At 72.1% G+C, this 26,154-nt stretch carries 22 protein-coding genes; 17 read left to right on the top strand and 5 right to left on the bottom strand.

Features of this window, described 5'->3' with window-relative positions:
• Nucleotides 1–30 precede the first annotated feature (30 nt).
• Nucleotides 31–1,683, top strand: a complete 1,653-nt coding sequence (gene pruA, locus FHU40_RS05280; protein WP_183591196.1) for an L-glutamate gamma-semialdehyde dehydrogenase — start codon at nucleotides 31–33, stop codon at nucleotides 1,681–1,683.
• A gap of 10 nt (nucleotides 1,684–1,693) precedes the next feature.
• Nucleotides 1,694–1,840: a hypothetical protein gene (locus tag FHU40_RS05275; RefSeq protein ID WP_183591195.1), complete on the top strand. Its 147-nt coding sequence runs from the start codon at nucleotides 1,694–1,696 to the stop codon at nucleotides 1,838–1,840.
• Here the strand turns inward: FHU40_RS05275 and FHU40_RS05270 are convergent.
• Entirely contained in the window at nucleotides 1,825–2,301 is a 477-nt protein-coding gene (locus tag FHU40_RS05270; RefSeq protein WP_183591194.1) for a DUF2505 domain-containing protein, read from the bottom strand. The two genes, FHU40_RS05275 and FHU40_RS05270, sit on opposite strands and share 16 nt — an antisense overlap.
• A 244-nt stretch (nucleotides 2,302–2,545) precedes the next feature.
• Here FHU40_RS05270 and FHU40_RS05265 point away from each other — a divergent pair, with 244 nt between their 5' ends.
• From FHU40_RS05265 to FHU40_RS05230, 8 genes are all read left to right on the top strand, one after another.
• A complete protein-coding gene (locus tag FHU40_RS05265) occupies nucleotides 2,546–3,370 on the top strand; it encodes a tryptophan 2,3-dioxygenase (RefSeq protein ID WP_183591193.1) in 825 nt (274 codons plus the stop codon).
• 46 nt (nucleotides 3,371–3,416) lie between these two features.
• Entirely contained in the window at nucleotides 3,417–8,324 is a 4,908-nt protein-coding gene (locus FHU40_RS05260; RefSeq protein ID WP_183591192.1) for an NAD-glutamate dehydrogenase domain-containing protein, read from the top strand.
• Between the two features lie 27 nt (nucleotides 8,325–8,351).
• Nucleotides 8,352–9,767 carry an amidase gene (locus FHU40_RS05255; RefSeq protein ID WP_183591191.1) on the top strand — a complete coding sequence of 472 codons (1,416 nt, stop codon included), beginning with the start codon at nucleotides 8,352–8,354 and terminating at the stop codon, nucleotides 9,765–9,767.
• On the top strand, nucleotides 9,764–10,600 hold the full coding sequence (locus FHU40_RS05250) for an ABC transporter ATP-binding protein (RefSeq protein ID WP_183591190.1): 837 nt from the start codon (nucleotides 9,764–9,766) through the stop codon (nucleotides 10,598–10,600). Before FHU40_RS05255 ends, FHU40_RS05250 begins: the two co-directional genes overlap by 4 nt.
• A gap of 58 nt (nucleotides 10,601–10,658) precedes the next feature.
• Entirely contained in the window at nucleotides 10,659–11,744 is a 1,086-nt protein-coding gene (locus tag FHU40_RS05245; RefSeq protein WP_215526795.1) for an ABC transporter permease, read from the top strand.
• 207 nt (nucleotides 11,745–11,951) lie between these two features.
• The gene (locus tag FHU40_RS05240) at nucleotides 11,952–13,148 is read left to right on the top strand and encodes an FAD-dependent monooxygenase (RefSeq protein WP_183591188.1); all 1,197 of its coding nucleotides are present in this window, start codon (nucleotides 11,952–11,954) and stop codon (nucleotides 13,146–13,148) included.
• A 31-nt stretch (nucleotides 13,149–13,179) separates the two neighbouring features.
• Nucleotides 13,180–13,746 (top strand): OsmC family protein, encoded by a 567-nt coding sequence (locus FHU40_RS05235; RefSeq protein ID WP_183591187.1) that lies wholly within the window; start codon nucleotides 13,180–13,182, stop codon nucleotides 13,744–13,746.
• 39 nt (nucleotides 13,747–13,785) lie between these two features.
• On the top strand, nucleotides 13,786–15,360 hold the full coding sequence (locus FHU40_RS05230; RefSeq protein WP_183591186.1) for an alpha/beta fold hydrolase: 1,575 nt from the start codon (nucleotides 13,786–13,788) through the stop codon (nucleotides 15,358–15,360).
• 19 nt (nucleotides 15,361–15,379) lie between these two features.
• Here FHU40_RS05230 and FHU40_RS05225 read toward each other — a convergent pair whose 3' ends face one another.
• The 4 genes from FHU40_RS05225 to ku all read right to left on the bottom strand — a co-directional run bounded on the left by FHU40_RS05225 (nucleotide 15,380) and on the right by ku (nucleotide 19,961).
• Nucleotides 15,380–16,657, bottom strand: a complete 1,278-nt coding sequence (locus tag FHU40_RS05225; RefSeq protein ID WP_183591185.1) for a sigma-70 family RNA polymerase sigma factor — start codon at nucleotides 16,655–16,657, stop codon at nucleotides 15,380–15,382.
• Nucleotides 16,654–17,028: a YciI family protein gene (locus tag FHU40_RS05220; RefSeq protein WP_183591184.1), complete on the bottom strand. Its 375-nt coding sequence runs from the start codon at nucleotides 17,026–17,028 to the stop codon at nucleotides 16,654–16,656. The genes FHU40_RS05225 and FHU40_RS05220 overlap by 4 nt, the downstream gene beginning before the upstream one ends.
• Nucleotides 17,029–17,488: 460 nt before the next feature.
• Nucleotides 17,489–18,562, bottom strand: a complete 1,074-nt coding sequence (locus tag FHU40_RS05215) for an HNH endonuclease signature motif containing protein (protein WP_183591183.1) — start codon at nucleotides 18,560–18,562, stop codon at nucleotides 17,489–17,491.
• Nucleotides 18,563–19,037: 475 nt separating this feature from the next.
• Nucleotides 19,038–19,961 carry a non-homologous end joining protein Ku gene (gene ku, locus FHU40_RS05210; RefSeq protein WP_183591182.1) on the bottom strand — a complete coding sequence of 308 codons (924 nt, stop codon included), beginning with the start codon at nucleotides 19,959–19,961 and terminating at the stop codon, nucleotides 19,038–19,040.
• A gap of 76 nt (nucleotides 19,962–20,037) precedes the next feature.
• Between ku and ligD (FHU40_RS05205) the strand changes: the two genes are divergently transcribed.
• The 7 genes from ligD (FHU40_RS05205) to FHU40_RS05175 all read left to right on the top strand — a co-directional run bounded on the left by ligD (FHU40_RS05205) (nucleotide 20,038) and on the right by FHU40_RS05175 (nucleotide 26,148).
• The gene (gene ligD / locus FHU40_RS05205) at nucleotides 20,038–20,967 is read left to right on the top strand and encodes a non-homologous end-joining DNA ligase (RefSeq protein ID WP_183591181.1); all 930 of its coding nucleotides are present in this window, start codon (nucleotides 20,038–20,040) and stop codon (nucleotides 20,965–20,967) included.
• On the top strand, nucleotides 20,964–21,659 hold the full coding sequence (locus tag FHU40_RS05200; protein ID WP_183591180.1) for a L,D-transpeptidase family protein: 696 nt from the start codon (nucleotides 20,964–20,966) through the stop codon (nucleotides 21,657–21,659). Before ligD (FHU40_RS05205) ends, FHU40_RS05200 begins: the two co-directional genes overlap by 4 nt.
• Entirely contained in the window at nucleotides 21,659–22,570 is a 912-nt protein-coding gene (ligD, locus tag FHU40_RS05195; protein ID WP_183591179.1) for a non-homologous end-joining DNA ligase, read from the top strand. Before FHU40_RS05200 ends, ligD (FHU40_RS05195) begins: the two co-directional genes overlap by 1 nt.
• Before the next feature lie 161 nt (nucleotides 22,571–22,731).
• Nucleotides 22,732–23,259, top strand: coding sequence for a COG1361 family protein (locus FHU40_RS05190; RefSeq protein WP_183591178.1), 528 nt, complete (start codon nucleotides 22,732–22,734; stop codon nucleotides 23,257–23,259).
• 285 nt (nucleotides 23,260–23,544) lie between these two features.
• Nucleotides 23,545–24,198, top strand: coding sequence for a S24/S26 family peptidase (locus tag FHU40_RS05185; RefSeq protein ID WP_183591177.1), 654 nt, complete (start codon nucleotides 23,545–23,547; stop codon nucleotides 24,196–24,198).
• 44 nt (nucleotides 24,199–24,242) lie between these two features.
• Complete coding sequence (locus FHU40_RS05180) at nucleotides 24,243–24,932, top strand: response regulator transcription factor (RefSeq protein ID WP_246389948.1); 690 nt, start codon at nucleotides 24,243–24,245, stop codon at nucleotides 24,930–24,932.
• The gene (locus FHU40_RS05175; protein ID WP_183591175.1) at nucleotides 24,925–26,148 is read left to right on the top strand and encodes a histidine kinase dimerization/phospho-acceptor domain-containing protein; all 1,224 of its coding nucleotides are present in this window, start codon (nucleotides 24,925–24,927) and stop codon (nucleotides 26,146–26,148) included. Before FHU40_RS05180 ends, FHU40_RS05175 begins: the two co-directional genes overlap by 8 nt.
• Nucleotides 26,149–26,154: the final 6 nt, after the last annotated feature.

Raw genomic sequence — 26,154 nt, 5'->3', positions numbered from 1 at the left:
GCGCGGGCCTGCAGTGAGAGCATCGCTGGCATGGACGCTGTGACCTCTCCTCCGGCTCCGATCAACGAGCCGAACCTGACCTACGCGCCGGGCACCTCCGAACGGGAGGCCCTGCTCGTGGAGATCGCGAAGCTCGAGAAGCGACAGCAGAACCTGCGCGGCTACATCGGTGGTCGCTGGAGGGCCGGCGGTGGTGCGGAGACGCGGGTGGTCCAGCCGCACGACCACCAGCACGTGCTCGGCACCTTCAAGGGCTCCACGCAGGCCGACGCCCGGGCCGCGGTGAAGGCCGCGGGCGAGGCGGCGCCGGGGTGGCGGGACATGTCCTTCGACGACCGCGCCGCCGTCATCCTCAAGGCGGCGGACCTGCTGGCCGGTCCCTGGCGTCAGCGGCTGAACGCCGCGACCGTGCTCGGCCAGTCGAAGACGCCGTTCCAGGCCGAGATCGACGCCGCGTGCGAGCTGATCGACTTCTGGCGCTACAACGTGCACTACGCGCGGCAGATCCTCGCCGACCAGCCGATCGCGAACAGCCCGGGCGTGTGGAACCGCACCGACCACCGTCCGCTGGAGGGTTTCGTCTACGCGATCACGCCGTTCAACTTCACCGCGATCGCGGGCAACCTGCCCACCGCGCCGGCGCTGATGGGCAACACGGTCATATGGAAGCCGTCGCCGACCCAGCAGCTCGCCGCGTCGCTGACGATGGAGCTGCTCGAGGAGGCCGGCTTGCCGCCGGGCGTGATCAACATGCTGCCCGGCGACGGCATCGAGGTCTCGAAGGTGACGCTGGCGCACCCCGACCTGGCCGGCATCCACTTCACCGGCTCGACTCCGACGTTCCAGCACCTGTGGCGCGAGGTCGGCAACAACATCTCGGGCTACCGGTCCTACCCGCGGATCGTCGGCGAGACGGGCGGCAAGGACTTCATCGTCGCCCACCCCTCGGCCGACCCCGACGTGGTGCGCACGGCGATGATCCGCGGCGCGTTCGAGTTTCAGGGCCAGAAGTGCTCGGCCGCGTCCCGGGCGTACGTCGCGCGGTCGGTGTGGAAGCGGATGAAGGACTCCTTCCTCGCCGAGATCGAGTCGATCACGGTCGGCGACCCGTCCGACTTCTCCGCGGAGAGCGGCGGGGTCTTCATGGGCGCGGTCATCGACGACCGGGCGTTCGCCAAGCACAAGGCCGCCATCGCCCGCGCGAAGCGGTCGCGCAAGCTCGACGTGCTGGTCGGCGGCCGGCTCGACGACTCGGTCGGCTGGTTCGTGAACCCGACCGTCGTCGAGGGCGGCGACCCGACCGACGAGATGTTCACGACCGAGTACTTCGGTCCGATCCTGGCCGTGCACGTCTACGAGGACCGTGATGACCAGGCCTTCGAGAAGGTCGTGCACGGCATGGAGTCGATCGCGCCGTACGCCCTGACCGGCTCGATCATCGCCCAGGACCGCCGCGCGATCGCGTGGGCCCAGGAGGCGCTCCGGTTCGCAGCCGGCAACTTCTACATCAACGACAAGCCGACCGGCGCGGTCGTCGGCCAGCAGCCGTTCGGCGGCGGCCGGGCCTCGGGCACCAACGACAAGGCCGGCGCCGCGGTCAACCTGCTGCGGTGGACCAGCCCGCGCTCGATCAAGGAGACGTTCGTCCCGCCGACCGACTACCGCTACCCGTACCAGGGTTGACGGTCCGGCGATGATCCTCCCGATGCACATGGGTGCGCTGCACCCGTTCGAGCAGGTGCTGACGCTGGTCCTGGCGTTCGGCCCGTTCCTGCTGCTGGCGGCGGTGATCGTGCTGCGCCGCCGGCAGGACGTCCACGAGGATCAGCGGGACAGGTAGTCGCGCGCCACTCGCTCCTCGGCGCGCAGCGCCTTGCCGAGCAGGTCGCCGATCAGCTTCTCGAGCTTGCCGCCGACCAGCGGGAGGTCGACGGAGATCTCGACGTCGACGGTCTCGGTGGTCGTCTCGCCGTCCCCGGTGAGCCCGATGCTGCCGACCATCCGGCCCGGCTTGCCGGGGATCGTCACGTGCAGGTCGGCGTGGTCGGCCGATGTCCACTCCTCGCGCTGGACGATGTTGATCTCGTCGCCCACGATCTTCCTCGCGAACGCCGGGATCCCGTCGGCCCGCTGCACCTGGTCGACGACCACCACGAGGGTGTCGCCGTCCTGCTCGAAGCTCGCCGTGCCCCGCAGCGACCCCTGGGCCGCAATGACCTCGTCGCGGTAGGCCTGGTCGTCGAGCATCGCGCCCACCGCGGCCTGCGGGGCGTTGTAGGTCATCGTGTGCGTGAGCCTCATGGGCCCCATCATGCCGGGCCTCTCCGGTCACCCTTCGGTGCGTGGAGCCGGCGCTCGGACGGGCTGATCACGCCGAGTCGGCGCGGCCGGCCCCGTGCGTCGGTGGCCGGGCGCGGTGGGGACGCCCTCGCGGTGCAATCGCGCGGTTGTGGCGTCCCGGACGGCGCCTGACGTGTCAGAACCGCGCAATGGCATGGAAACGGCACCTCGACCGGCAGTGCGGTGCGAGCCGTACTCTCGGTCCATGAGCGAGACCGAGAGCTTCGTGTCCTTCGGCGAGCAGGGGGCGCAGCTCACCTACGGTAGCTATCTCCGGCTCGGCCAGCTGCTCGACGCTCAGCATCTCGAGTCGGAGCCACCGGCCCACGACGAGCTGCTGTTCATCACCATCCACCAGGTCTACGAGCTGTGGTTCAAGCAGCTCCTGCACGAGGTCACCGCGGCCCGGGAGGCGATGCTCGGCGGCGACTCCCCACAGTCCGAGGGAGGCGGCCGCCTCTGGTGGGCCCAGCACCTGCTCACGCGGGTGCACGTGATCGAGCGGGTGCTCGTCCAGCAGGTCGACGTGCTGGAGACGATGACCCCGCAGGACTTCCTGGAGTTCCGGCAGCGACTCGCCCCGGCCAGCGGCTTCCAGTCGGTGCAGTTCCGCGAGCTGGAGTTCCTCTCCGGGGCGAAGGACCCGGCGTACCTGCGTCGCTTCCGCGGCCTCACCGACGCGGAGGAGGCGCGGCTCGCGGAGCGCCTCGAGGAGCCGAGCCTGTGGGACGCGTTCCTCGCCGTCCTGCGCTCCTTCGGCCTGGCCGCCGAGACCGACGCCGACGTCTCCGCGTCGATGCGCACCGTCGCCCACGACCGGGACCGGTACGCCGTGGTGTGGGCCCTCGCCGAGGCCCTGCTCCAGCATGACGAGCTGGCCGCGAACTGGCGCGCCCGCCACGTGGTGATGGTCGAGCGGATGATCGGCGCCAAGTCGGGCACGGGCGGATCGACCGGCGCGACCTACCTCCGCTCCCGGCTGCCGCTGCAGTACTACCCGCTGCTGTGGGAGCTGCGCAGCAAGCTCTGACCACCGACCCCGCGCGAGCCGCCGGGCATCCACTAACCTCGGAGTTGTGTCAACGGCGACGCATGAAGCGGACAAGTCTGCCCTCCTCTCGAGTGCCATCGAGCTGGCCCGGTCGGGGAGGGGGAGCGGCGGGCCACCGCGGGACGAGCTCGAGGCGCTGATCCGGGCCTACTACCGCCATGTCGCCGTCGAGGACATCGGCGATCGGTCTGACGTCGACGTCTACGGCGCCTTCGCCTCGCACTACAAGCTGGCCGGCAACCGGCCGCAGGGGACCGCCCGGGTGCGGATCCTGACGCCGGGTCCGAGTGAGCAGGGCTGGTCGGTCGACGGACACTCGGTCGTCGAGGTCGTCGTCGACGACATGCCCTTCCTCGTCGACTCGTTGACGATGGAGCTCTCGCGCCAGCTGCACGACGTGCATCTGGTGATCCACCCGGTCTTCGACGTGGTGCGCGACATCACCGGCTCGCTGCAGAGCGTGCGCCCGGTGGGCGAGGGAGCGGAGTCCGCCGGCGAGCGCGACGACCGGGCGGTCCGCGAGTCGTGGATGCACGTCGAGATCGACCGGCTCCCCGAGGGCGCCGACGTCGCGGGCATCGAGGACGCCGTCCAGCGCGTGCTCCGTGACGTGCGTGAGTCCGTCGAGGACTGGGACAAGATGCACGCCCAGGTCGCGACCATCGTCGACGAGCTGACCACGTCCCCGCCGGAGGGCGTCGACCCCGCCGAGGTCGTCCAGGCCCGCAACCTGCTGCAGTGGCTGGCCGACGACCACTTCACGTTCCTCGGCTACCGGGAGTACGGCCTGGAGCGTCACGGCGACCACGAGCACCTCCGCGGGGTCGCCGGCAGCGGCCTCGGCATCCTGCGGGCCGACCAGGACATGGCCGCGACCAGCGGCCGGCTGCCGGCCGCGGCGGCCCGCAAGGCGCGCGAGAAGACCGTGCTGGTGCTCACCAAGGCCAACTCGCGCTCGACCGTGCACCGCCCGGCGTACCTCGACTACGTCGGCGTCAAGAAGTTCGAGAACGGCGAGGTCGTTGGCGAGCGCCGCTTCCTCGGGCTCTACTCCAGCGCGGCGTACACCGAGTCGCTGACCCGGATCCCGCTGCTGCGCGAGCGTGCCGCGGCCGTGCTCCAGCGCATCGGCTTCTCCCCGATGAGCCACGACGGCAAGGCGCTCATGGACACGCTGGAGACCTACCCGCGTGACGAGCTCTTCCACACGACCGTCGACGAGCTCGCGCCGATGGCCGAGCAGGCCATGCATGCGCGCGAGCGGCGCCAGCTGCGGCTCTTCATCCGCCGCGACACCTACGGGCGCTACGTCTCCGTGCTCGTCTACCTGCCGCGCGACCGCTACAACACCGCCGTCCGCGAGCGGTTCTCGGAGATCCTGCGCGACCGGCTCGGCGGCGAGTCGGTCGAGTTCACGGTGCGGCTGACCGAGTCCACGACCGCGCGGGTGCACTTCGTGGTGCACCCGCCCAAGGGTGCCGACATCCGCGAGGTCGACACCGCGGACCTCGAGCGCCGGATGGTCGAGGCCTCCCGCTCGTGGCGCGACGACTTCACCACCGCGGTGCTGGCGTCGTACGGCGAGGAGAGCGGCACCGCGCTGCTGCGCCGCTACCTCGACTCGTTCCCCGAGGGGTACAAGGAGGACTTCACCCCGCGCGTCGCGGCGGTCGACCTGGGTCGGCTCGAGGGCATGCGCCTGGACGAGCACGACTCCGGGCTCGACCTGTCGCTCTACGAGGACCTGGACGCCGGCCGAGGAGAGGCGCGGCTCAAGGTCTATCGCGTCGGGCCGCCGCTGTCGCTGTCGAACGTGCTGCCGATGCTCTCGTCGATGGGCGTCGAGGTGATCGACGAGCGGCCCTACCAGCTCGACCTGGAGCGGCCGACCTACATCTACGAGTTCGGGCTCCGGTACGGCGCGAGCCTGCCCGACCACGCCCGCGAGCCCTTCCAGGACGCGATCCGGGCGGTGTGGGAGGGATTCAACGAGATCGACGGCTTCAACGCGCTGGTGCTCGCGGCGGGGCTGAGCTGGCGGCAGGCCACCCTGCTGCGGGCGTACGCGAAGTACATGCGGCAGGGGAACTCGCCGTTCGCGCTCGACTACATCGAGGGCGCGCTGCGCGGCAACGTCGACATCACCCGCCTGCTGGTGCGGCTCTTCGAGGCCCGCTTCGACCCGAAGCGCGAGCACGGCGGCGAGGACCACGCCGAGGCGGACCTGGAGGAGAGGATCGGTCGAGCGCTCGACGACGTCGTCAGCCTCGACCACGACCGGATCCTGCGCTCCTACCTCACCCACATCAAGGCGACGCTGCGCACCAGCTACTTCCAGCCGGGCGCTGACGGCGGCCCCAAGCCCTACATCGCCCTCAAGCTCGAGCCCGACGCCATCCCCGACCTGCCGGCGCCCCGGCCGCGCTACGAGATCTTCGTGTACTCGCCGCGCGTCGAGGGCTCGCACCTGCGCTTCGGCGCGGTCGCCCGCGGCGGCCTGCGCTGGTCGGACCGCCGCGACGACTTCCGCACCGAGGTGCTCGGCCTGGTCAAGGCGCAGATGGTGAAGAACACCGTGATCGTGCCGGTCGGCGCGAAGGGCGCGTTCTTCTGCAAGCAGCTGCCGGACCCGAGCCGCGACCGCGACGCGTGGCTGGCCGAGGGCGTGGCCTGCTATCGGACCTTCATCTCGGGCCTGCTCGACATCACCGACAACCTGGTCGACGGCGAGACCGTCCCGCCCCGCGACGTGGTCCGCCACGACGGCGACGACACCTACCTGGTGGTCGCGGCCGACAAGGGGACGGCGACGTTCTCCGACATCGCCAACGCGGTGGCCAAGGACTACGGCTTCTGGCTCGGCGACGCGTTCGCCAGCGGCGGCTCGGTGGGCTACGACCACAAGGCGATGGGCATCACGGCCCGCGGTGCGTGGGTCTCGGTGCAGCGGCACTTCCGCGAGCGCGGCATCGACACGCAGACCGAGGAGTTCACGGTCGCCGGCATCGGTGACATGTCCGGCGACGTCTTCGGCAACGGCATGCTCCGCTCGAAGCACCTCCGGCTGGTCGCGGCCTTCGACCACCGCGACATCTTCCTCGACCCGATGCCCGATCCGGCGGCGTCGTACGCCGAGCGGGAGCGGCTGTTCGGGCTCCCGCGGTCGAGCTGGCAGGACTACGACACCAGCCTGATCTCCGAGGGCGGCGGCGTCTACTCCCGCCAGCTCAAGCGGATCTCGCTCAACGACGCGGTCCGCGAGTCCCTCGGCATCGACGCGGGCGTCGAGGCGATGACCCCGGCCGAGCTGATGAACGCGATCCTCAAGGCGCCGGTCGACCTGCTCTGGAACGGCGGCATCGGCACCTACGTCAAGGCGTCCTCCGAGACCCACGCGGCGGCCGGCGACAAGGCCAACGACGGGATCCGCGTCGACGGCTGCGACGTCCGGGCCCGCGCCGTCGGCGAGGGCGGCAACCTCGGCCTGACCCAGCTGGGCCGGATCGAGTACGCCCAGTCGGGGGCCGGCGCCCGCGACGGGGGCGGCTCGGGAGCCGGGGGACGGATCAACACCGACTTCATCGACAACTCGGCGGGTGTGGACACCTCCGACCACGAGGTGAACCTGAAGATCCTGCTCGACCGGGTCGTCAAGGCCGGCGACCTGACCGAGAAGCAGCGCAACCAGCTGCTCGCCGAGATGACCGACGAGGTCGCCGAGCTGGTGCTGCGCGACAACTACGAGCAGAACCTCGCCCTCGCCAACGCGCTCGACCACGCACCCTCGATGCTGCACGTGCACGAGGAGTGGATCCGGCGCCTGGAGCGCGACGGCGTGCTCGACCGCGAGCTCGAGGGGCTGCCGCCGGTGCGCGAGGTCAAGCGCCGCGCCGACGGCAACGAGGGCCTGACCGCTCCGGAGCTCTCGGTGCTGCTCGCGTGGACGAAGATCGTGCTCGCGCAGGAGCTGCTGGAGTCGGACCTGCCCGACGACCCGTACCTCGACTACGACCTGCGCGCCTACTTCCCGACCCAGGTGCGGGAGGGCTTCGAGGAGCAGGTCCGGCGACACCCGCTGCGCCGCGAGATCATCGTGACCCAGGTCGTCAACGACCTCGTCAACGGCGCGGGCATCACCTACTGGCCGCGGCTCGCGGGCGAGACCGGCGCGAGCGCGGGCGAGCTCACCCGCGCCAACTTCGTGGCCCGCGAGATCTTCGGCTCCCTCGACCTGCGCCGGGAGCTGAAGACCTACGACAACCGCCTCGCCGCGGCCCTCCAGACCCGGATGCGCCTGGAGATGCGGACCCTGGTCGAGCGCGCGTCGCGGTGGCTGGTCAACAACCGGCGGCCGCCCCTGGACAGCCAGGGGACCGTCGAGCTGTTCGGAGAGCCGGTGCGGCGCACGATGGCGGAGCTGCCCGAGCTGATGAGCGGACGCGAGCTGGCGGCGTACGTCGAGCGCAAGGAGTCGCTCGAGCACGCGGGCGTGCCCGAGGACCTCGCGTCGCGGGTGGCGGTGCTGCCGCCGGCCTACATGCTGCTCGGGGTGATCGAGATCGCCGGCCGCGAGGACCTCGACCCGAGCGTGGTGGCCCGCGTGCACTTCGCCCTCGGGGAGCGTCTCGGGCTGCCGGCGCTGGTGCAGCGGATCCTCGCCCTGCCCCGGGCCGACCGCTGGCAGACCATGGCGCGGGCGTCGCTGCGCGACGACCTGCACACCGTGCACGCCCAGCTGACCGCGCAGGTGCTGGGCCGCACCGACGCCGAGGACACCGCGCCGGCCCGGGTCGCGGCCTGGGAGGACGCCGACGCCGTCGTGGTCGCCCGCGCCACCGCGACGCTCGAGGAGATCTGCGCCGACGAGCAGGCCGACCTGGCCCGGCTCTCGGTCGGTCTGCGGGTGGTGCGGGGGCTCCTCGCCTCGGGCTGAGCATGGCCGACCCGATAACGTCGTGACATGACCGACCTCGCCACGGCCGGAGTGGCCGAGACCGCACGGTTGATCAGCGCAGGCGACGTCTCCGCGAGGGGCGTCGTCGAGGCGGCGCTCGCCCGGATCGAGGAGCGCGACCGCGAGCTCAACGCGTTCTCGCGGGTGCTCGTCGACGAGGCGATCGCCGAGGCCGAGGCGCGCGACGCGGCGCTGACCGCGGGCGAGACGCCCGGACCGCTGCACGGCGTACCCCTCGCGATCAAGGAGGAGATCGACGTCGCGGGCACGGTCACGACGTTCGGGGGCGACGGCAACGCGACGCCGGCGACCGCGGACGCCGAGATCGTCCGTCGGCTGCGGGCCGCCGGCGCGGTGATCGTCGGCAAGACCACGATGCCGGAGTTCGGGGCCTACCCCTTCACCGAGTCGGCCTCCCGCGGCGTCACCCGCAACCCCTGGGACCCGGCCCGCACGCCCGGTGGCTCCAGCGGCGGTACGGCGGCCGCGGTGTCGGCCGGGATGGTGCCCGCCGGCATGGGCGGCGACGGCGGTGGCTCGATCCGGATCCCCAGCGCCAGCTGCGGTCTCTTCGGGCTCAAGCCGCAGCGCGGCCGGGTCACCACCGCGCCGCACCCGCACCTGTGGTGGGCGCTCGGCACGGCCGGACCGCTGACCCGCACGGTGCGCGACAGCGCCGTCATCTACGACGTGGTCCGCGGCAACGTCGAGGGCGACCTCTACCGGGCCGCCGGCGACGCGTCGTTCGTGGACGCCGTCGACCAGGCGCCGGGCCGACTACGGATCGGCTGGTCGACCACGCCGGTCACGCTCGGCGTCCGTCCCGACCTCGCCCACGTGCACGCCGTCGAGGACACCGCCCGGCTGCTGACCGGCCTCGGCCACGACGTGCGCCAGGTGGATCCGCACTACCCCGACCCGACGGCGGCGTTCGTGCCGCAGTTCTTCGCCGGCATCCGCAGCGAGGCCGAGCTGGTCGAGCACTACGACCGGCTCGAGCGACGCACCCGGGAGACCTGCCGCCTCGGCTCGTGGGTCACCCCGAAGGTCGTCGAGTGGGCGCTCGGCCAGACCGAGAAGGTGTCGATCAAGGCCAACCGGGTCTTCCAGGACGTCGACGTGCTGCTCACGCCCGCGATCGCGCACCGGCCGCCACCGGTCGGCCGGCTCGATGGCGTGGGCACGGTCCGAGCCGCGCTGCGGGCGATGCCCTCGATCGCCTACGCCGCGATCTGGAACGTCGCGGGCAATCCCGCCGCCTCGGTCCCGTGCGGCCTTGCGCCCGACGGCCTGCCGCTCGCCGTCCAGCTGGTCGGGCGTACCGACGACGAGGTCACGCTGTTCTCGCTGTCCGCGCAGATCGAGGCGGCACGGCCCTGGCCGCTGCTCGCCCCGGGAGCCCCCCCGATGAGTACCCGATGACCGCCGCGATCGAGGTCATCGGCCTGACCAAGACCTACGGCGACCTCCGTGCCGTCGACGGCGTGGACCTGACGGTGGGGGAGGGCGAGTTCGTCGGCATCCTGGGCCCCAACGGCGCCGGCAAGACGACACTGCTTGAGATGGTCGAGGGGCTGCGCGAGCCCACCGCGGGATCGGCCAGCGTGCTCGGGCTCCCGGCCTGGCCGCGCAACGCCGCGCTGCTGCCGCGGATCGGGGTACAGCTCCAGGCATCGTCGTTCTTCGAGCGGCTGACCGCTCGCGAGCAGATCCACACCTTCGCGTCGCTGTACGGCGTGGCCGCGTCGCGCGCCGACGAGTGGCTGGAGCGGGTCGGGCTGGTCGAGAAGGCCGACAGCCGCGTCGAGCAGCTCTCCGGTGGCCAGGCGCAGCGGCTGTCGATCGCCTGCGCACTCGTGCACGACCCGGAGGTGGTCTTCCTCGACGAGCCGACCGCGGCCCTCGATCCGCAGGCACGGCGCAACCTGTGGGACCTGCTGTCCGGCATCAACGACTCCGGGCGGACCGTCGTGCTGACGACGCACTACATGGACGAGGCGGAGGCGCTCGCCGACCGGGTCGCGATCATGGACCACGGCAAGCTGCTGGTGTTCGACACTCCGGCAGCGCTGATCCACGGGCTCGACGCCCCGACCCGGATCACCCTGACCGACGGCGAGGTGCTCACCACTCGCGAACCCGCCGTCGAGATCGCCCGACTCGCCGAGCAGAGCCGGCTCGACGGCGTCCGCGTGCAGACCGGCACACTCGAGGACGTGTTCCTCGACCTCACCGGACGGGAGTACCGAGCATGAGCACCCCACGCATGAACACCCCAGCATGAGCAGCCGCACCCTTCCTCGGGAGCCGCGGGTGAGCACCCCACGGACGAGCAGGGCCACGCCGTTCTGGGCGCTCTCGCGGGCGATCCTGCGCGGCTTCGTGCGCGACCGCACCGCGGTCTTCTTCGCGGTCGTCTTCCCGCTGATGTTCCTCGTGCTCTTCGGCGGGCTCTTCTCCGACCAGTCCGTGGGCAAGGTCGACATGATCGTCGTCGGCGACGTGTCGCTGATCGACGACCTGCCGGCCGACGCCGACGCGTCGTTCGGGGCCACCTTCGACGTCACCCACTCCGACGACCTCGACGACGCGATCGCCCAGGTGCGCAAGGGCGACGCCGACGTGGCGGTCGAGCAGCAGGGGCAGACGCTCGTCGCGCACTACACGCAGACCGACCCGGCGAAGGCGGGCATCACCGCCGGCGCGCTCCAGGCGCTCGTCGACGGGACCAACCTCGCGGTGACCGGCCAGCCCCCGACGTACTCCCTCGACGTCGAGTCGGTCGAGGACGAGTCGCTCGACACCATCCAGTACTACACGCCCGGGCTGCTCGGCTGGGCCGTCGCGATGAGCGCCGCCTTCGGCGCTGCCGCCACGATCCAGGGCTGGCGGCAGACCAAGCTGCTGCGCCGGCTCCAGCTCGCGCCGGTCTCGACCCGTACCGTCGTCGGCGCGCGGGTCTCGGTGACCGTCTCGGTCGCGCTCGTGCAGATGGCGATCTTCATCGGGGTCGGCGCGCTGTTCTTCGGTCTGACGCTGACCGGCGCGTGGTGGATGGCGATCCCGCTGCTGGTCGTCGGCACGCTGTGCTTCATGTCGATCGGCCTGCTCGCGGGCGCGATCACCAAGACCCAGGAGGGCGCGGTCAACGCCGCTAACTTCATGGTGCTGCCGATGGCCTTCCTCAGCGGTTCGTTCTTCCCGCTCGAGGGGGCCCCGCAGTGGCTGCAGACCTTCTCCCAGGTGCTGCCGCTCAAGCACCTCAACGACGGCATGCTCGACGTGATGGTCCGCGGCGAGCCGTGGACGGCGGCGCTGCTGCCGATGCTGTTCCTCGCGGTGTTCGCGACGGTGGTGACGCTGATCGCCGCCCGGCTCTTCCGCTGGGAGACCACCTAGCCTCGACGTTTCGCGGGGCGGTGTGGTGACAAGGCCGGAGCGACATATCCGTTCGTATTCCGAGCGACGGCAACGCAGTCAGCGGGCGTCCAGCGCGTCGCGTAGCAGGCGCGGAGTTGATCAACACGGCCTGAGGGTCACCCGCTCTCCATCGCGCCTCCACCCCGTCTCCAAGGTTGCCGGCGCACCCCGACCCATCGTGAGGGGGTGAGCCAGAGAGATCTCCCGTACGACGTGGTCGTGGTCGGCGCGCGCTGCGCCGGTGCCACGACCGCCCGACTCCTCGCGACGCGGGGTCTGCGCGTCGCGCTGGTCGACCGGGCGCCGCTCAGCCGCGATCCGCTCTCCACCCACGGGATCGCGCGCGGTGGCGTCGTCCAGCTGTCCCGGTGGGGGCTGCTCGACCGGGTCCTCGAGAGCGGCGCGCCACCCGTCAGGGAGGTGACCTTCGGGGCTCCCGCCGGGGAGCGGACCGTGCCGCTGAAGGCGCGCGCCGGTGTCGACCTCGTCGTGGCGCCGCGGCGCCGAGTGCTCGACGCCCTGCTCGCCGACGCCGCCGTCCACGCGGGAGCCGAGCTCCGCGCCGACCTGGCGGTCGACGGCCTGGTGCGCGACGGCGCCGGGCGGGTCACCGGGGTGACCGCGAGGACATCCATGGGCGGGCACGTCGTGCTGCGCGCTCGTCACGTCGTCGGCGCCGACGGTCTCCGCTCGACCGTGGCGCGGCTCGTCGACGCCGAGACCACGTGCTCCTTCGCCGCCGACCTCTCCCTCTTCTACCTGTACGTGCGCGGTGCGCCCTGGCGCGGCTTCGAGTTCCACGTGGCCGACCGCGCGTTCTCGGGCGTCTTCCCCACCCACGACGACACCGGCTGCGTCTGGATCGTGCGCCCGACCGCCCTCCTCGACGGCGTCCGCGCTGCCGGCGCCCGCCGGGACGCCGCGCTGCTGAGCGAGCTCGACGACGTGGCCGTGCCGCTCGCGGCCCGGGCGCGCGTCGGCCACCCGGTGAGCAAGGTGCGCGGCGTGCGGGCGCTGCCCAACCACGTCCGTCGGGCCCATGGAGCGGGATGGTCACTGGTGGGCGACGCCGGCTACCACCGCGACCCGATCACCGGCCACGGGATCACCGACGCCTTCCGGGACGCCGAGCTGCTCGCCGACGCGCTCACCGACGGGTTGGGCGGCGCCCGGCCCGAGGCGTCCGCCCTCGCGGCGTACGAGTCCGCCCGCGACGTCGCCCTCGCCGACGTGTTCCGACTGACCCGGGAGCTCACGGCGTTCCCGGACCCCGCTCACTTCGTCGAGCTCCAGCTGGAGCTCGCCGAGGCACTCGACCGGGAGGCGACCCAGCTCGCCTCGCGACCCGAGCCCGCCGGGCTCGATGCGGCGTCCGCCGCCTGACAGGCCACCGCCCTACCGAGAGGACAGCACCATGACCACCACGCAGCACCAGCACACCAACGGCGTCGACGTTCCGGCGCTCTTCGGCACGATCGACGCCGTCCGCGCGGCGCCGGAGATCGCGCGCTTCCAGTTCCGTGCGCAGACCCGCTGGGTCGACGGCACCTACAACCGCACCACCATCGACACCTTCCACGGCGCCGGGGCGGAGCAGACCCGCACCGAGCCGTTCGTCGTCGAGGCCGACCACCCGGTCGTGCTGGTCGGCCAGGACCGCGCCCCCACGCCCGCCGAACACCTGCTGCAGGCGCTCGGGAGCTGCCTGATGAGCGGTCTGGCCAACATCGCGGCCGCCCGGGGGATCGAGCTCGGGGAGGTCACCGCCCGCGTCGAGGGCGACATCGACCTGCTGGGGATCCTGGGGCTCGACGAGAGCGTGCGCAACGGGTTCGAGCAGGTCCGGGTCACCTTCCACGTGCAGGGCGAGGCCGAGGCGCGCGAGCTCGCCTCCCTGGTCGAGCAGGCGCGGCGCCGTTCCGCGGTGTACGACGTGGTCACCCGCGGTGTGCCCGTGGCCGTCGACGTCGCGACCCGCTGAGCGGGTGCGCGGGGCCGCCGGCGTGGGACCATGATCTGCGTGGTCCTGATCCTGGCCGGCGGCCTGGAGCTCGACGAGACGCTCTTCGAGCTCCAGCGAGACGGCCACGTCGTACCCCTGGAGCCGCAGGCCTTCGACGTGCTCGTGCACCTCGTCGCGCACCGCGATCGGGTCGTGACCAAGGAAGAGCTGATGGACGCCGTCTGGGGCGGCCGGTTCGTCAGCGAGACCGCCGTCACGAGCCGGATCAAGCAGGTGCGGCGGGCGCTCGGGGACGATGGGCGCGCGCAGGCGTTGGTGCGCACGGTGCACGGTCGCGGCTACCGCTTCGTCGGCACCGTGGAGGAGGCCGGGCCCGAGGCCGGGGCCGGCGGGGCCGCGGCCCCGCGGCCGCCGATCCGGTACACGGTCACCGACGGCCTGCACGTCGCCTACCAGGTCACCGGCGGCGGTCCGGTCGACCTGGTGCTGATCTCCGGGTTCGTCTCGCACCTCGACATCGACTGGGACGATCCGCGCCACGTCCGCTTCCTCGACGGCCTCGGGGCGATGGGCCGGCTGATCCGCTTCGACAAGCGCGGCACCGGCATGTCCGACCGGCCCGCGGGGGTGCCCGACCTCGAGACCCGGATGCACGACGTGCTCGCCGTCATGGCTGCCGCCGCTTCCGACAGTGCCGTGCTCGTGGGCTACTCCGAGGGCGTCCCCATGGCATTGCTGATGGCGGCGCTGCATCCCGAGCGGGTGCGCGGCCTGGTCCTGTACGGCGGCTACGCGCGGCGTACGCGCGCCCCCGACTACCCCTGGGCCAAGACCGACGAGGAGCGCCGTGCCTACGTCGAGCACCTGGTGACCGCTTGGGACTGGGCCGCCGACGCGCGGCTGCGTTGCCCGTCGGCCGACCTGGCCATGCAGCGCTGGTGGGAGCGTCGGATGAGCGCGGCCGCCACCCCGACCACCGTGCGTGCGCTGATGGACATGAACGCGCTGGTCGACGTGCGCGACCTGCTGCCCAGCATCACCGCCCCGGCGCTGCTGCTGCACCGCACCGGTGACGAGATGTTCGACCCCCAGGAGAGCCGGTACATCGCCGAACGGGTGCCCGGGGCGCAACTGCGACTGCTCGACGGTCGGGACCACCTCCCCTGGGGCGACGCCGACCAGGTCCTCGAGGTGATCGACCCGTTCGTACGGACCCTTCCCGAGCTCGGCGGTCACCGTGCGCTGGCCGCCGTCGTGGCTGTTGCGGGCGCCGGTGCGGAGGACGTCCGGACGGCCCTGTCCGGCACCGGTCCGGGCGCGCGGCCCCGGAGCCGCTCCGACGGGACGCCCGTGGTGCTCTTCGACGGACCCGCGACGGCGGTGCGGGCGCTGCGCCGCGTGTTGGGCCGAGCGCCGACGGCGGAGGGATCGGCGGCCGCCGGGGTGGCGATCGCGGAGGTGAGCGTCGCGGGCGACGAGGTCGGCGGACCGGGTGTGGACGAGTCGGTCGAGCTCGCGGCCGCCGCGGAGACCGGCTCGATCCTGGTCAGCAGCGCGGCCGCCGTGCTGCTCTCGGGTTCGGGGATCTCGCTGCGGCCGGACGCGCAGGGGAGCCGGGTGGTGGCCGGCTGAGCCGGCGCCGCGTGGCGGTTCAGCACTCCGGCGCTGGGAGGTCTGCCACCCTTCGGGCGCGCCGGGTGAGCAGCGTGCGCTCGTCGTCGTTGCCGGTCAGCGCGGCGGCTGCCCGGAACGCCGCCGCGGCCTCGGCCGGGCGCCCGGCGCGTTCGAGCAGGTCGCCCCGGACGGCGAGCGGCAGGTGCGAGCGGGCCAGCGCGGGGTCGTCGGCGACCGCGTCGAGGATCGCCAGTCCGGCGTCCGGGCCGTGGGCACGACCGTGGGCGACCGCGCGGTTCACCTCGACGACGGGGCCGGGCGCGGTCCGGGCCAGTACGTCGTACAGCCGGGCGATCTCGACCCAGTCGGTGTCCTCCGGCCGGCGGGCACGGGCGTGACAGGCGGCGATCGAGGCCTGCACGACGTACGTGCCGACGGGCCGGCCGGTGCGTCCGAGCCGCTCGGCCTCGGCGAGCGCGGCGAAGCCGCGGCGGATCAGCAGCTGGTCCCAGCGGCGTCGGTCCTGGTCGTCGAGGAGCACCGGCGCGCCGGCGGCGTCGCAGCGGGCGGGCAGTCGTGAGCCCTGGAGCTCCAACAGCGCCTGCAGGCCGCGCACCTCGGGATCGTCGGGCACCAGGCCGCTGAGGATCCGGGCGAGCCGCATCGCCTCGAGGCACAGCTCGGGACGGATCCAGTCGGCGCCGCCGCTCGCCGCGTGCCCCTCGGTGAAGATCAGGTAGACCACGGCGAGCACGTCCGCCAGCCGCTCGCGCCGCGCCGCGCCCGTCGGCATCTCGAGCGACGCGCCGCTCTCGGCGAGGATGCGCTTCGCGCGGGAGATGCGCTGGCCCATGGTCGCGTCCTTGACCAGGTAGGCGCGGGCGATCTCGGCGGTGGTGAGGCCGCCGACCAGGCGCAGCGTCAGTGCCGTCCGGGAGTCCGGTGGCAGTGTCGGGTGGCAGCCGATGAACGCCAGCCGCAGCACGTCGTCCTCGATGTGGTCGACCACGTCGACGAGGTCGGTCATGTGCGCGTCCATTCCGCTCCGGGCCAGCTCCGCCGTACGACGACGCAGCGCGTCGGTGCGCCGGAACTGGTCGATCGCCCGGCGCTTCGCGACCGCGGTCAGCCAGGCGCCGGGATTGGCCGGGACACCCTCGTCGGGCCACGTCTCGAGCGCTGCGACGAGGGCGTCCTGGGCGAGGTCCTCCGCGAGGTCGAGGTCGCGGGTCATCCGGGTCAGCGCGCCGACGAGCCGGACCGACTCACGACGCCAGACCGCGGTGATCGCCGCTGCGGTCGGGGTCTCGGTCACCCGGCCGCCGCGGTGCCGTCCTGTGACCAGATCGGCCGGATCTCGACGGCGCCCTCCCAGCCGGGCCAGTACTGCTGGTGCAGCTCCAGCACCCGGCGGGCACCCTCGACGGCCTCCGCCTGCGACCGGGCCTCGATGATCGAGAACCCGCCGACGAGCTCTTTCGCCTCGGCGTACGGCCCGTCGGTGTTGGTGATGGTGCCGTCGGTGAGCCGCAGCTCGACGATCTGCTCGCCGCCTCCGAGCCCGCCGGCCGCGATCATCGTGCCGTCGGCGAAGGCCTGGCCCATCTCGGCGCCCATCGCCTCGATCAGTGCGGGTGGCACCTCGCCCGGGTCGGGCGCCATCTTCACGAACACCATGTAGCGCATCTGTCTCTCCTCGGTTCGACGTTGCTGTCACCCATGCGTCGATCGAACTCTGCCGTTTTCGACACGACGCGTCGAGGAACTTCCCGGCAGGCCCGGCTCGAGCGAGCCGGGGTCCCTGGTGCGTGGTGCGTATGGATGCGATTCTGCTCGCCACGGTGCTGGCGTTGCCGAGCGGAGTCCCGGCGATCATCGGGTTCTATCTTGTCTACGGGCTGCTGGCGCAGGTACCGGGGGCGAGTCCATCGAGCGAGGCGGGCTGGATGGCGTGCACGTCCGCCGGAGCGTGCCACGGGTGGTCGGTCGGTGGCCCGGCACCGTGGTTCACGCACGCGACGGACGTCGTCGGGCTCGTTGCGCTGACGTTCGCCGCCGTGGTGAACGTGTTGGTCGTCCGGATGCTGATGGCCAGGCGCCGGTCACCGGTGCAGGCGCCTCGCGCAGGCGGTCGGTGACGGAGCCGTCACGTGCGTCGGTGGAACCGGATCTTCCCGGTGGGGAGGTACGTCGTCACGTAGGCCGGGTCGTGGATGAGGGTGTGGTGCCAGGCGCAGAGGGAGGCGCTGTCGGTGAGGTTGGTGTGGCCGCCGTCGGTCCAGTGTTGTTGGTGGTGGGCGTGGAGTCCGGTGGTGCGGTCGCAGCCTTCGGCGCGGCAGCCGCGGTCGCGCAGGAACATGGCGATCCGTTGGTGCTCGGTGTGGTAGCGGCTCCGCCTACCCAGGTCCAGGGGAACGCTGTTGCCGCCGAGGACGGCGGGGATGATGCCGGCCTCGCAGGCGAGCCGGCGCGCCATGGCGGGGCTGATCTGGTCGCCGGTGTCGAGGGTCCCGGCCTTGTCCAGCCGTCCGGTGAGGGTGTCTTCGTCGATGACCACCACGACGGTGGCGTTGACCCCGCCGGTGGCCGGGAGCCGGTCGACCGGGTAGCGCTCGATCAGCTCGCACAGCGCCCGGCCGAGTGCCTCGGGTCCGGGTCGGCGTTCGATGCCGGGGCCCTGGGTGGCCGCGAGGTGCTTGGGTGCGGCCAGGGCCATCAGCATCTTCTTGAGGGCGGCGGCGTGGTAGGTCGGCAGGGTGAACCGGCCACGGGTCTTCCCGTCGCCGTCGTCGACCATCGTCAGCGAGCAGGCCCGCAGCGCGTCCGCCTCCTGCCGTTGCAGGGTCTGGGCCTCGTGGGCGTCGGCCTCCTCGGGCGCGATGACCTCCCACAGCCGCCGCCCCAGCCGGCCGAGCGCCTTGGCGTCGTGGTGGCGGGCCTCGGCGAGCAGGTGCGCCTCGGCCTTGGCGAGGGTCTGTGCGCCGAGGTCGGTGGGGAGTCGGTCGACCCACCGGATAACGACCCGCGCCCGCTCGACGTCGATGTCCCCGGCCGCCAGCGCCTCCCGCGTCATGGAGTGGGTCTCGAGGTCGTGGCCGAGCCGCACCGCGCCGTACGCGGCCGCCCGCGTGGTCTTCGCCTGGTAGGCCAGCCAGTTCGCCGCACTGGACGCGCCCCGAACGGGGTGGTTTCGAGACAGGCGCTGGCGCGCCTTCCTCAACCACCGTGACCCCGGACCACGGTGGTTGAGGAGGTTGCGCTAGCAACCGTCTCGAAACCCCGCTGCGTCGGCGGATGCGGTGGGTCGGGTGCTGGGTGGTGGTTTCGAGACAGGCGCTAGCGCGCCTTCCTCAACCACCGTGATCCCGAGGACGGTGGTTGAGGAGGTTGCGCTAGCAACCGTCTCGAAACCCTGCTGCGTCGGCGGATGCGGTGGGTCGGGTGCTGGGTGGTGGTTTCGAGACAGGCGCTAGCGCGCCTTCCTCAACCACCGTGACCCCCGACGACGGTGGTTGAGGAGGTTGCGCTAGCAACCGTCTCGAAACCCCGCTGCGTCGGCGGATGCGGTGGGTCGGGTGCTGGAAGGTGGTTTCGAGACAGGCGCTAGCGCGCCTTCCTCAACCACCGTGCTCGGCGACGGTGGTTGAGGTGCGACGAGCGCCAGCGAGGAGCCTCGAAACCACCGAGCACGGGGCTCAGCTGGCCTTCTTGGCCGCGGCCTTCTTCTTGGCGGTTGTCTTCTTGGCTGGAGCCTTCTTCGACGTCGACTTCTTGGCCGCGGTCTTCTTCTTCGCCGGCGCCTCATCTCCGGACGAGGAGGACGACGAAGACTCGCCCCGGGCGGTCTTGGCGGCGTCGACGGAGCGCTGCAGGGCGGCGAGCAGGTCGACGACCTCGCCGGAGGTCTTGGTCGAGGTCTCGGTGCGCTTGACCTCGCCGCCCTCGATCTTGGTCTTGACCAGGGCCTCGACGGCCTCGGCGTAGTCGTCCTCGAACTCGGCCGGGTCGAAGTCGCCGGCCAGGGTCTCGACCAGCATGGTGGCCATCTTGGCCTCGGCCGGCTTCACCTCGCCGGACTCGACGGAGAAGTCGGGCGTGCGGACCTCGTCGGGCCACATCATCGTCTGCAGCACGATGACGTCCCCGTTGTCGGTGGAGCGCACGCGCAGCACGGCCACGGTGGTGCGCTGCCGCAGGGCGACGGTGACGACCGCCATCCGGTCCGCGTCGATCAGGGCCTGGCGCAGCAGCGCGTAGGGCTTCGCGCCGGTCTTCTCGGGCTCCAGGTAGTAGGACTTCTCGAAGAGCATCGGGTCGATCTGGTCGGAGGGCACGAACTTCTCGACCGAGATCTCCCGCGACGACGTCGACGGCAGCTCGGCCATGTCGTCGTCGGTGAGGATGACCATCTCGCCGTCCTCGGTCTCGTAGCCCTTCGCGATGTCGGCGTACGCGACCTCCTCGCCGTCGAGCGAGCAGACCCGCTGGTACCTGATCCGCCCGCCGTCCTTGGCATGCACCTGCCGGAACGAGACATCGTGGGACTCGGTGGCGGCATACAGCTTCACGGGCACGCTCACGAGCCCGAACGAGACGGCGCCCTTCCAGATTGCACGCATGACATCAGTATGACCGGCGAACGCGACGCCATTCATCGAGCGCGTCGGTCCGGGTTCCGACCGGCATGATGTCGTCATGCGCCCGATGCTCGCCACCCGCACGGACCACGTGCCGACCGGCGACGCCTGGACGCACGAGGTCAAGTGGGACGGCGTGCGCGCGCTGACCGACGTCGGGACGGGCGGGCTGCGGATGACCAGCCGCAACGAGAACGCGATCACGATCGCCTGGCCCGAGCTCGCCACCAGTCCGCTCGGCGAGCGCGACCTGCTGGTCGACGGCGAGATCATCGCGCTCAACGACCGGGGCCTGCCCGACTTCCGCACGCTCCAGGAGCGCATGCACGTGCGCCGGGCGACGACCGCGGCCCGCCTCGCCGAGAGGGTGCCGGCGATCTACATGGTCTTCGACCTGCTCCGCCTCGACGGCCGCGACCTGACCGGGGAGCCGCAGGAGGTGCGCCGTGGCCTGCTCGAGGGGCTCGGCGTCGACGGCTCCTGGCAGGTCCCGGCGGCGTACGACGACGGCGCGATGCTCGTCGAGGCGACCCGGCAGCAGGGCCTCGAGGGCGTGGTCAGCAAGCGCCGGACCTCGACGTACCGACCCGGCGAGCGCACCCCACACTGGCTCAAGCTCGCCCACCGGCATCGGCTGTCGTACGTCGTGGGCGGCTGGCGTCCCCAGGAGGGCACGACCGACCGGCTGGCCGCCCTGCTCGTGGGGGAGCAGACGCCCGACGGGCTGATCTACCGTGGCCGCGTGGGCAGCGGGATCGGGCCGAGACAGAGCAGGGTCCTCACCGAGCTGGTCGCCGGGCTCGGCCGCGGCGACAGCCCGTTCGCCGACGAGGTGCCCCCGGTCGACGCCCAGGGCACGCACTGGCTGGAGCCGGCCCTCGTCGTCGACATCGACACCCACGGTCGTGGGTACGACCGGTTGCGGCAGCCCTCCTTCCAGGGCGTCCGCACCGACCTGACCCCCGAGGATCTGGGAGGGGACCCGTGATCCGGCTCCTGCTCGCCCTGGCGCTCACCGTCACGGCGCTCCTGGTGCCGGCGCCGGCGCACGCAGAGCCCACGCACGTGCGCCTCGACGGCGTCGACGTCCGCCTCCCGGAGGGCAGCCGCCAGGTCGTCACCGTCAACCACACCGCCGGCTACCGCGCGCGGATCACCTTCTGGGCGCTCACGGGCGACGGCTGGGCGGCCCGGATGCGGGCCACCGACGGCCGGATCGGGTACGGCGGGCTCGTGGTCGGCCACCGCCGCCGCCAGAACACCGGCACCACGCCGACGGGCACCTACGCCCTGCCGTGGGCCTTCGGCATGCACGAGCGCGACGACGCGTGGAAGCTTCGCTACCGCCAGGTCCGGCGCGGTGACTTCTGGGTGCAGGACAACGCGTCGGCGTACTACAACCGCTTCCGCAACCAGCGCCAGGGCGGCTTCCGCTGGTGGCTGCCGGGCAGCGATCCGAACGCCTCGGAGCGGCTCACCGACTACCGCCGTCAGTACGAGTGGTCGATCGTGATCGGCTTCAACGCCGGACAGGTGCGCCACCGCGGCTCCGGGATCTTCCTGCACGTCAACGGCCGCGGTGCCACGGCGGGATGCGTCAGCGCGCCGCGTCCGTTCGTCGCCCGCCTGATGCGCCGGCTCGACCCCGACCACCGCCCCGTGATCGCGATCGGCCGCTGATGCCGGCCGAGAAGCAGGAGGTCCGCGTCCAGGTCGACGGCCGGACCCTCACGATCAGCAACCTCCACAAGGTGCTCTACCCGCGCACCGGCTACACCAAGGGCGAGGTGCTCAACTACTACGCCCAGGTCTCGCCGGTGCTGCTGCCGCACCTGCGCGACCGGTGCGTCACCCGGATCCGCTGGCCGCACGGCGTCCAAGAGGCGAGCTTCTTCGAGAAGAACACCCCCGCCGGCACGCCCTCGTGGGTGCGGACGGCGAAGGTCCCCACGACCGGGTCCCGCGCCCGGTCCTCGAGTGACACGCTCGTCTTCCCGATCGTCGACGACCTCGCCACGCTCACCTGGCTGGTCAACCTCGCCGCGCTCGAGCTGCACGTGCACCAGTGGGCGGTCGGGAGGAACGGCCGCCCCCGCAACGCCGACCGGCTCGTCATCGACCTCGACCCCGGCGAGCCCGCCGGCCTGCACGAGTGCTGCCGGGTCGCGCTGCTGGTGCGCGACAAGCTCGCCGAGCGGGACCTGACCGCCAAGCCGGTCACCAGCGGCAGCAAGGGCCTGCACCTGTACGCCGACCTGCCCGGCCGGCTGCCCTCTGACGAGTCCACGGCACTCGCCAGGGAGGTCGCCGAGGAGCTCCAGGGCGAACACCCGACGCTGGTCACGGCCACCATGACGAAGGCCCGGCGTACCGGGAAGGTCTTCCTCGACTGGTCCCAGAACGCCGGCTCGAAGACCACGATCTCGCCGTACTCGCTGCGCGGCCGCGAGCGGCCCACGGTCGCCACGCCGGTCGGCTGGCACGAGATCGAGGAGGGCGCGGAGGATCCGCTGGGCCTGGAGCAGTTCACGCCCGAGCAGGTGCTCGACCGGGTCGCCGAGCACGGTGACCTGTTCGGCGCGAGCGGGTGAGTCACAGCAGTCACTTCATTACCACTGGCATCAGGAGTTCACCAGCGCCGGAAGCCCTCTGTTACCAAACAGTGGGTACCGCGTGGAGCCGGTGTTGCCGAGCCGTGGACCCCGCCCTCCTAGCGTGAGGACATCACCGAACGCCGCATCTGGGGGAGCTCATGACCATCGCGACCGCCGCGCCGACTCGCACCGCGGGCAGGCAGCTGCGACGGTTCGTGCTTCCGGTGGTCGTGGTGGTGGGGGTCGGGCTGCTCGCGACGATCACCGGCGTGCCGTGGACCGGAGAGAGCCAGGCCGCGACCGGCATCCGGCTGCAGGCCGACCCGGGTCAGGGCGCCACGCTCACGATCACCGAGCTCGAGCCGGGGAGCTCGGTGACCAAGGTCGTGACCATCCGCAACTCCGGCACCTCCGACTCGCGGCTCTCCTTCGAGGAGAACGCCGAGCCCTCGGCCTTCGCGGGCGGCGAGCTCCGCCTGGAGATCGAGCAGGACGGCCGGATCGTCTACGACGGCCCGTTCGGGGGGATGAACGACGTCACGCAGGACGTCGGCAACCTGGCGCCGGGTGGTTCCAGCAAGTTCACGTTCACGGTGTCGCTGCCCGACTCGGCGCCGTTCGCGAACCAGGGCGACCCCGCGGTCGCCGCCTACACGTGGGTGATCACCGACACCTCGACCGGCTGATGACCGACGGCGATGGCCGACAGATGACTAACAACTGAAGAGCTGGGACCGATCAGGCCAGAGGGCCGCAATCGGTCTCCGGGATGAGGGTGGCCGAGCGCGCATCGGGGGGAGCGCACCCGGCCGCCATCAGACCAACCAAGGGCGGTCGTGCGGCGCATCTGGGGGGAGCGCCGCCCGTCGCTCTGAAGGGATCAGACCTGCTGGTTCGGCCGCTGCTTTGGGGGAAGCGCCGGGCCGGCAGGTCGTCCCCATCACCCCCACGAGTTCTCGGAAAGCACCACGATGGAGATCGACACCGCTCCCCGCCCCCCGGCACCGACGCCGTGGGGCCGGTTGGCGTTGTTCGTCGTGCTCCTCGGGCCGGTGACCCTGCTGGTGCTGCTTCCCATCGGATTGGGCCTGGATCGCTACGTGGTGACCGGCAGCTCTATGGACGGCGACCGCGACGGCGGGATCTCCCGCGGCTCGCTGGCCTTCGAGCGGGTCGTCCCCGTGAGCGACCTGCGGGTCGGCGACGTGATCACTTATCAGCCGCCCGGTGCTGCCGATGAGGACGACATGGTGACCCATCGGATCGTGGCGATCGGCGCGGCCGGCGTGGTCACCCGCGGTGACGCGATGCCGACGGCCGACCCGTGGACGCTGCGGCCCGGCCAGCCGACCATGTCCCGGGTCGCGTTCGTGGTCCCGTGGATCGGCTGGGCCTACCTCTTCGTGCTCCACCCGCAGGGCTGGGTGCTGACCCTCGCCTCCGCGGCGGTCCTGCTCGCGCTCACCGCGCACCGGCTGCGGCGACGTACACCGACGCTGCGGCCCCCGGCCTCCGGGTCCGCGGCGGAGACCGCCCCCCAGACCGCTGCCCAGACCGCTGCCCAGGCGGCCGCCCAGACGGCGGTGGCTCGTTCCGGGGCCGTGTCCGAAAGCGGTCAACGGTGAGTAGCGAGGTCGGCTGGGACCACCGTGGCCCTATGCTCGCTCCCATGGCGCACCGGGTCCTGGTCGTGGAGGATGAGGAGGACATCGCGTTCCCGCTCGTCCGCACACTGGAACGCGAGGGATACGACGTCGAGTGGGTGGAGAGCGGCCAGAAGGCCCTCGACGCGCTCTCGACGACCCCTGAGCTCGTGATCCTCGACCTGGGCCTCCCGGACATCGACGGCCTCGAGGTGTGCCGCCGGGCCCGGGAGGCCGACTACCAGGGGGCGATCATCATCGTCACCGCCCGGGCGGGCGAGCTCGACCGGGTGGTCGGCCTCGACTACGGGGCCGACGACTACCTGGCCAAGCCCTTCGGGCTCGCCGAGCTGCAGGCGCGGGTCCGCGCCCTGCTGCGCCGTACCTCCTCCGCGAACGGCAGCGACGCCGGCGACCCCGACGGGTTGCGCATCGACATCGATGCCCGGCGGGTCTACGCCGGCACCGAGGAGGTCCCGCTCACCGGCAAGGAGTTCGAGGTGCTGAGCATCCTCGCCGCGAACCGGGACAAGGTCGTCTCCCGCGGTCAGCTGATGGCCGACGTGTGGGACGAGAACTGGTACGGCTCGACCAAGACGCTCGACGTCACGATCGGTCGGCTGCGCCAGAAGCTCGAGAGCGTGGGGGTGACGGATCGGGTCGTGGCCGTCCGGGGCGTGGGTTTCCGCCTCGAGGGCGGCTCGGGCGATGCGTGAACGCCTCACAGCTGCGTTCATCATCCTGACGATCGCGCTGCTCATCGGCGCCGGTCTGGTCCGCACCTATGTGCTGCGCGACCTGATCCGCGAGGAGACCGCCGGCCAGCTCGACCGGGAGGCGGAGCTCGTCGCCACGGTCGTCTCCGGCCGGGAGGCGTCCGGCGACCCCGTCGACGCGACGTTCCTCCAGACCCTCGTCGGCCCCGAGGCGCGGCTGGTGCTCACCTCCGGCGACGGCTCGGAGATCGTGGTCACCGGCGACGACTACCGCGGCGACCGTGACTCGGCCGACGACATCGCGGCGACCGCCGAGGTCGACGGCGGTCACGGCGCCCAGGTCACCGTCAGCGAGTCGCCGTCGGTGACCCGCGACCTCATCGGCCGCGACGTCGGCTCGGTCGCGGCGCTCTTCCTGCTGATCGCGATCGCCGCCGGACTGGCGGGCCTGATCGTGGCCGGGGTGCTCTCCGCGCCGTTCCAGAAGCTGGCGGTCGCGGCGGGTGCGCTGGGCCGGGGCCGCTTCGACCTCGACCTGCCGAAGACCCGGATCCCCGAGGCCCGGGCGATCGCCAACGCGCTCCGCTCGAGCGCGCTGGCCCTGGAGGACCGCGTGCACCGCGAGCGGGCCTTCGCCGAGCACGCCTCGCACGTGCTGCGCACCCCGCTCACCGGCATCCGGCTCGAGCTCGAGGACCTCTCGCTGCGCGGCGACCTGCCCGACGACGCCCGCGACTCCGTGGTCCGCTGCCTCGCCCGGGTCGAGGAGGTCTCGGCGGTCGCGAGCGAGCTCGTCGAGATCACCCGCCGCGGCAGCCTCGTGGTGGGCGCCGAGGTGTCGCTGTCCGACCTCTCGACGCAGCTCGCGCAGCGCTGGGCGGACCGCCTCGCGTCCCGCGGCCGGGCGCTGACCGCCGCGGTCGAGGGCGACCTGGCCCTGACCTACACGCCGGGGCCTGTCGAGCACGCCACCGACCTGCTGCTCGCCGACGTCGTACGCCGCGGCACCGGCGCCGTGCGGATCGTGTTCCACGGCGAGCCCGGGGGACACCTGCGCATCCACGTGCTGTGCGCCGGCAGGACTCCCGAGGTCGACCTCGGCGGCGAGACCGTGGACTGGGTCAGCCAGGTCCGGGTCGTCGTGGAGGCGCTCGGCGGCCGGGTCACCGGCGACCACCCGGCCGACGGCATCGAGGTGCTGCTCCCTCGTCGTTGAGTGGGG

Origin of the sequence: Nocardioides soli (genome assembly GCF_014191495.1) — a bacterium.
GTDB classification, from domain to species: Bacteria; Actinomycetota; Actinomycetes; order Propionibacteriales; family Nocardioidaceae; genus Nocardioides; species Nocardioides soli.
Note: the sequence above shows the minus strand (reverse complement) of the source record. Positions and strands in the feature narration are given on the sequence as shown.

What these genes read in the sequence shown, in the direction of transcription:
- ku (WP_183591182.1), bottom strand. Translation starts at nt 19,961, where the DNA reads ATGCGTGCAATCTGGAAGGGCGCCGTCTCGTTCGGGCTCGTGAGCGTG.
- FHU40_RS05220 (WP_183591184.1), bottom strand. Translation starts at nt 17,028, where the DNA reads ATGCGCTACATGGTGTTCGTGAAGATGGCGCCCGACCCGGGCGAGGTG.
- FHU40_RS05250 (WP_183591190.1), top strand. Translation starts at nt 9,764, where the DNA reads ATGACCGCCGCGATCGAGGTCATCGGCCTGACCAAGACCTACGGCGAC.
- FHU40_RS05185 (WP_183591177.1), top strand. Translation starts at nt 23,545, where the DNA reads ATGGAGATCGACACCGCTCCCCGCCCCCCGGCACCGACGCCGTGGGGC.
- FHU40_RS05190 (WP_183591178.1), top strand. Translation starts at nt 22,732, where the DNA reads ATGACCATCGCGACCGCCGCGCCGACTCGCACCGCGGGCAGGCAGCTG.
- FHU40_RS05265 (WP_183591193.1), top strand. Translation starts at nt 2,546, where the DNA reads ATGAGCGAGACCGAGAGCTTCGTGTCCTTCGGCGAGCAGGGGGCGCAG.
- FHU40_RS05175 (WP_183591175.1), top strand. Translation starts at nt 24,925, where the DNA reads ATGCGTGAACGCCTCACAGCTGCGTTCATCATCCTGACGATCGCGCTG.
- FHU40_RS05180 (WP_246389948.1), top strand. Translation starts at nt 24,243, where the DNA reads ATGGCGCACCGGGTCCTGGTCGTGGAGGATGAGGAGGACATCGCGTTC.
- ligD (WP_183591179.1), top strand. Translation starts at nt 21,659, where the DNA reads ATGCCGGCCGAGAAGCAGGAGGTCCGCGTCCAGGTCGACGGCCGGACC.
- pruA (WP_183591196.1), top strand. Translation starts at nt 31, where the DNA reads ATGGACGCTGTGACCTCTCCTCCGGCTCCGATCAACGAGCCGAACCTG.
- FHU40_RS05235 (WP_183591187.1), top strand. Translation starts at nt 13,180, where the DNA reads ATGACCACCACGCAGCACCAGCACACCAACGGCGTCGACGTTCCGGCG.
- ligD (WP_183591181.1), top strand. Translation starts at nt 20,038, where the DNA reads ATGCGCCCGATGCTCGCCACCCGCACGGACCACGTGCCGACCGGCGAC.
- FHU40_RS05255 (WP_183591191.1), top strand. Translation starts at nt 8,352, where the DNA reads ATGACCGACCTCGCCACGGCCGGAGTGGCCGAGACCGCACGGTTGATC.
- FHU40_RS05270 (WP_183591194.1), bottom strand. Translation starts at nt 2,301, where the DNA reads ATGAGGCTCACGCACACGATGACCTACAACGCCCCGCAGGCCGCGGTG.
- FHU40_RS05275 (WP_183591195.1), top strand. Translation starts at nt 1,694, where the DNA reads ATGATCCTCCCGATGCACATGGGTGCGCTGCACCCGTTCGAGCAGGTG.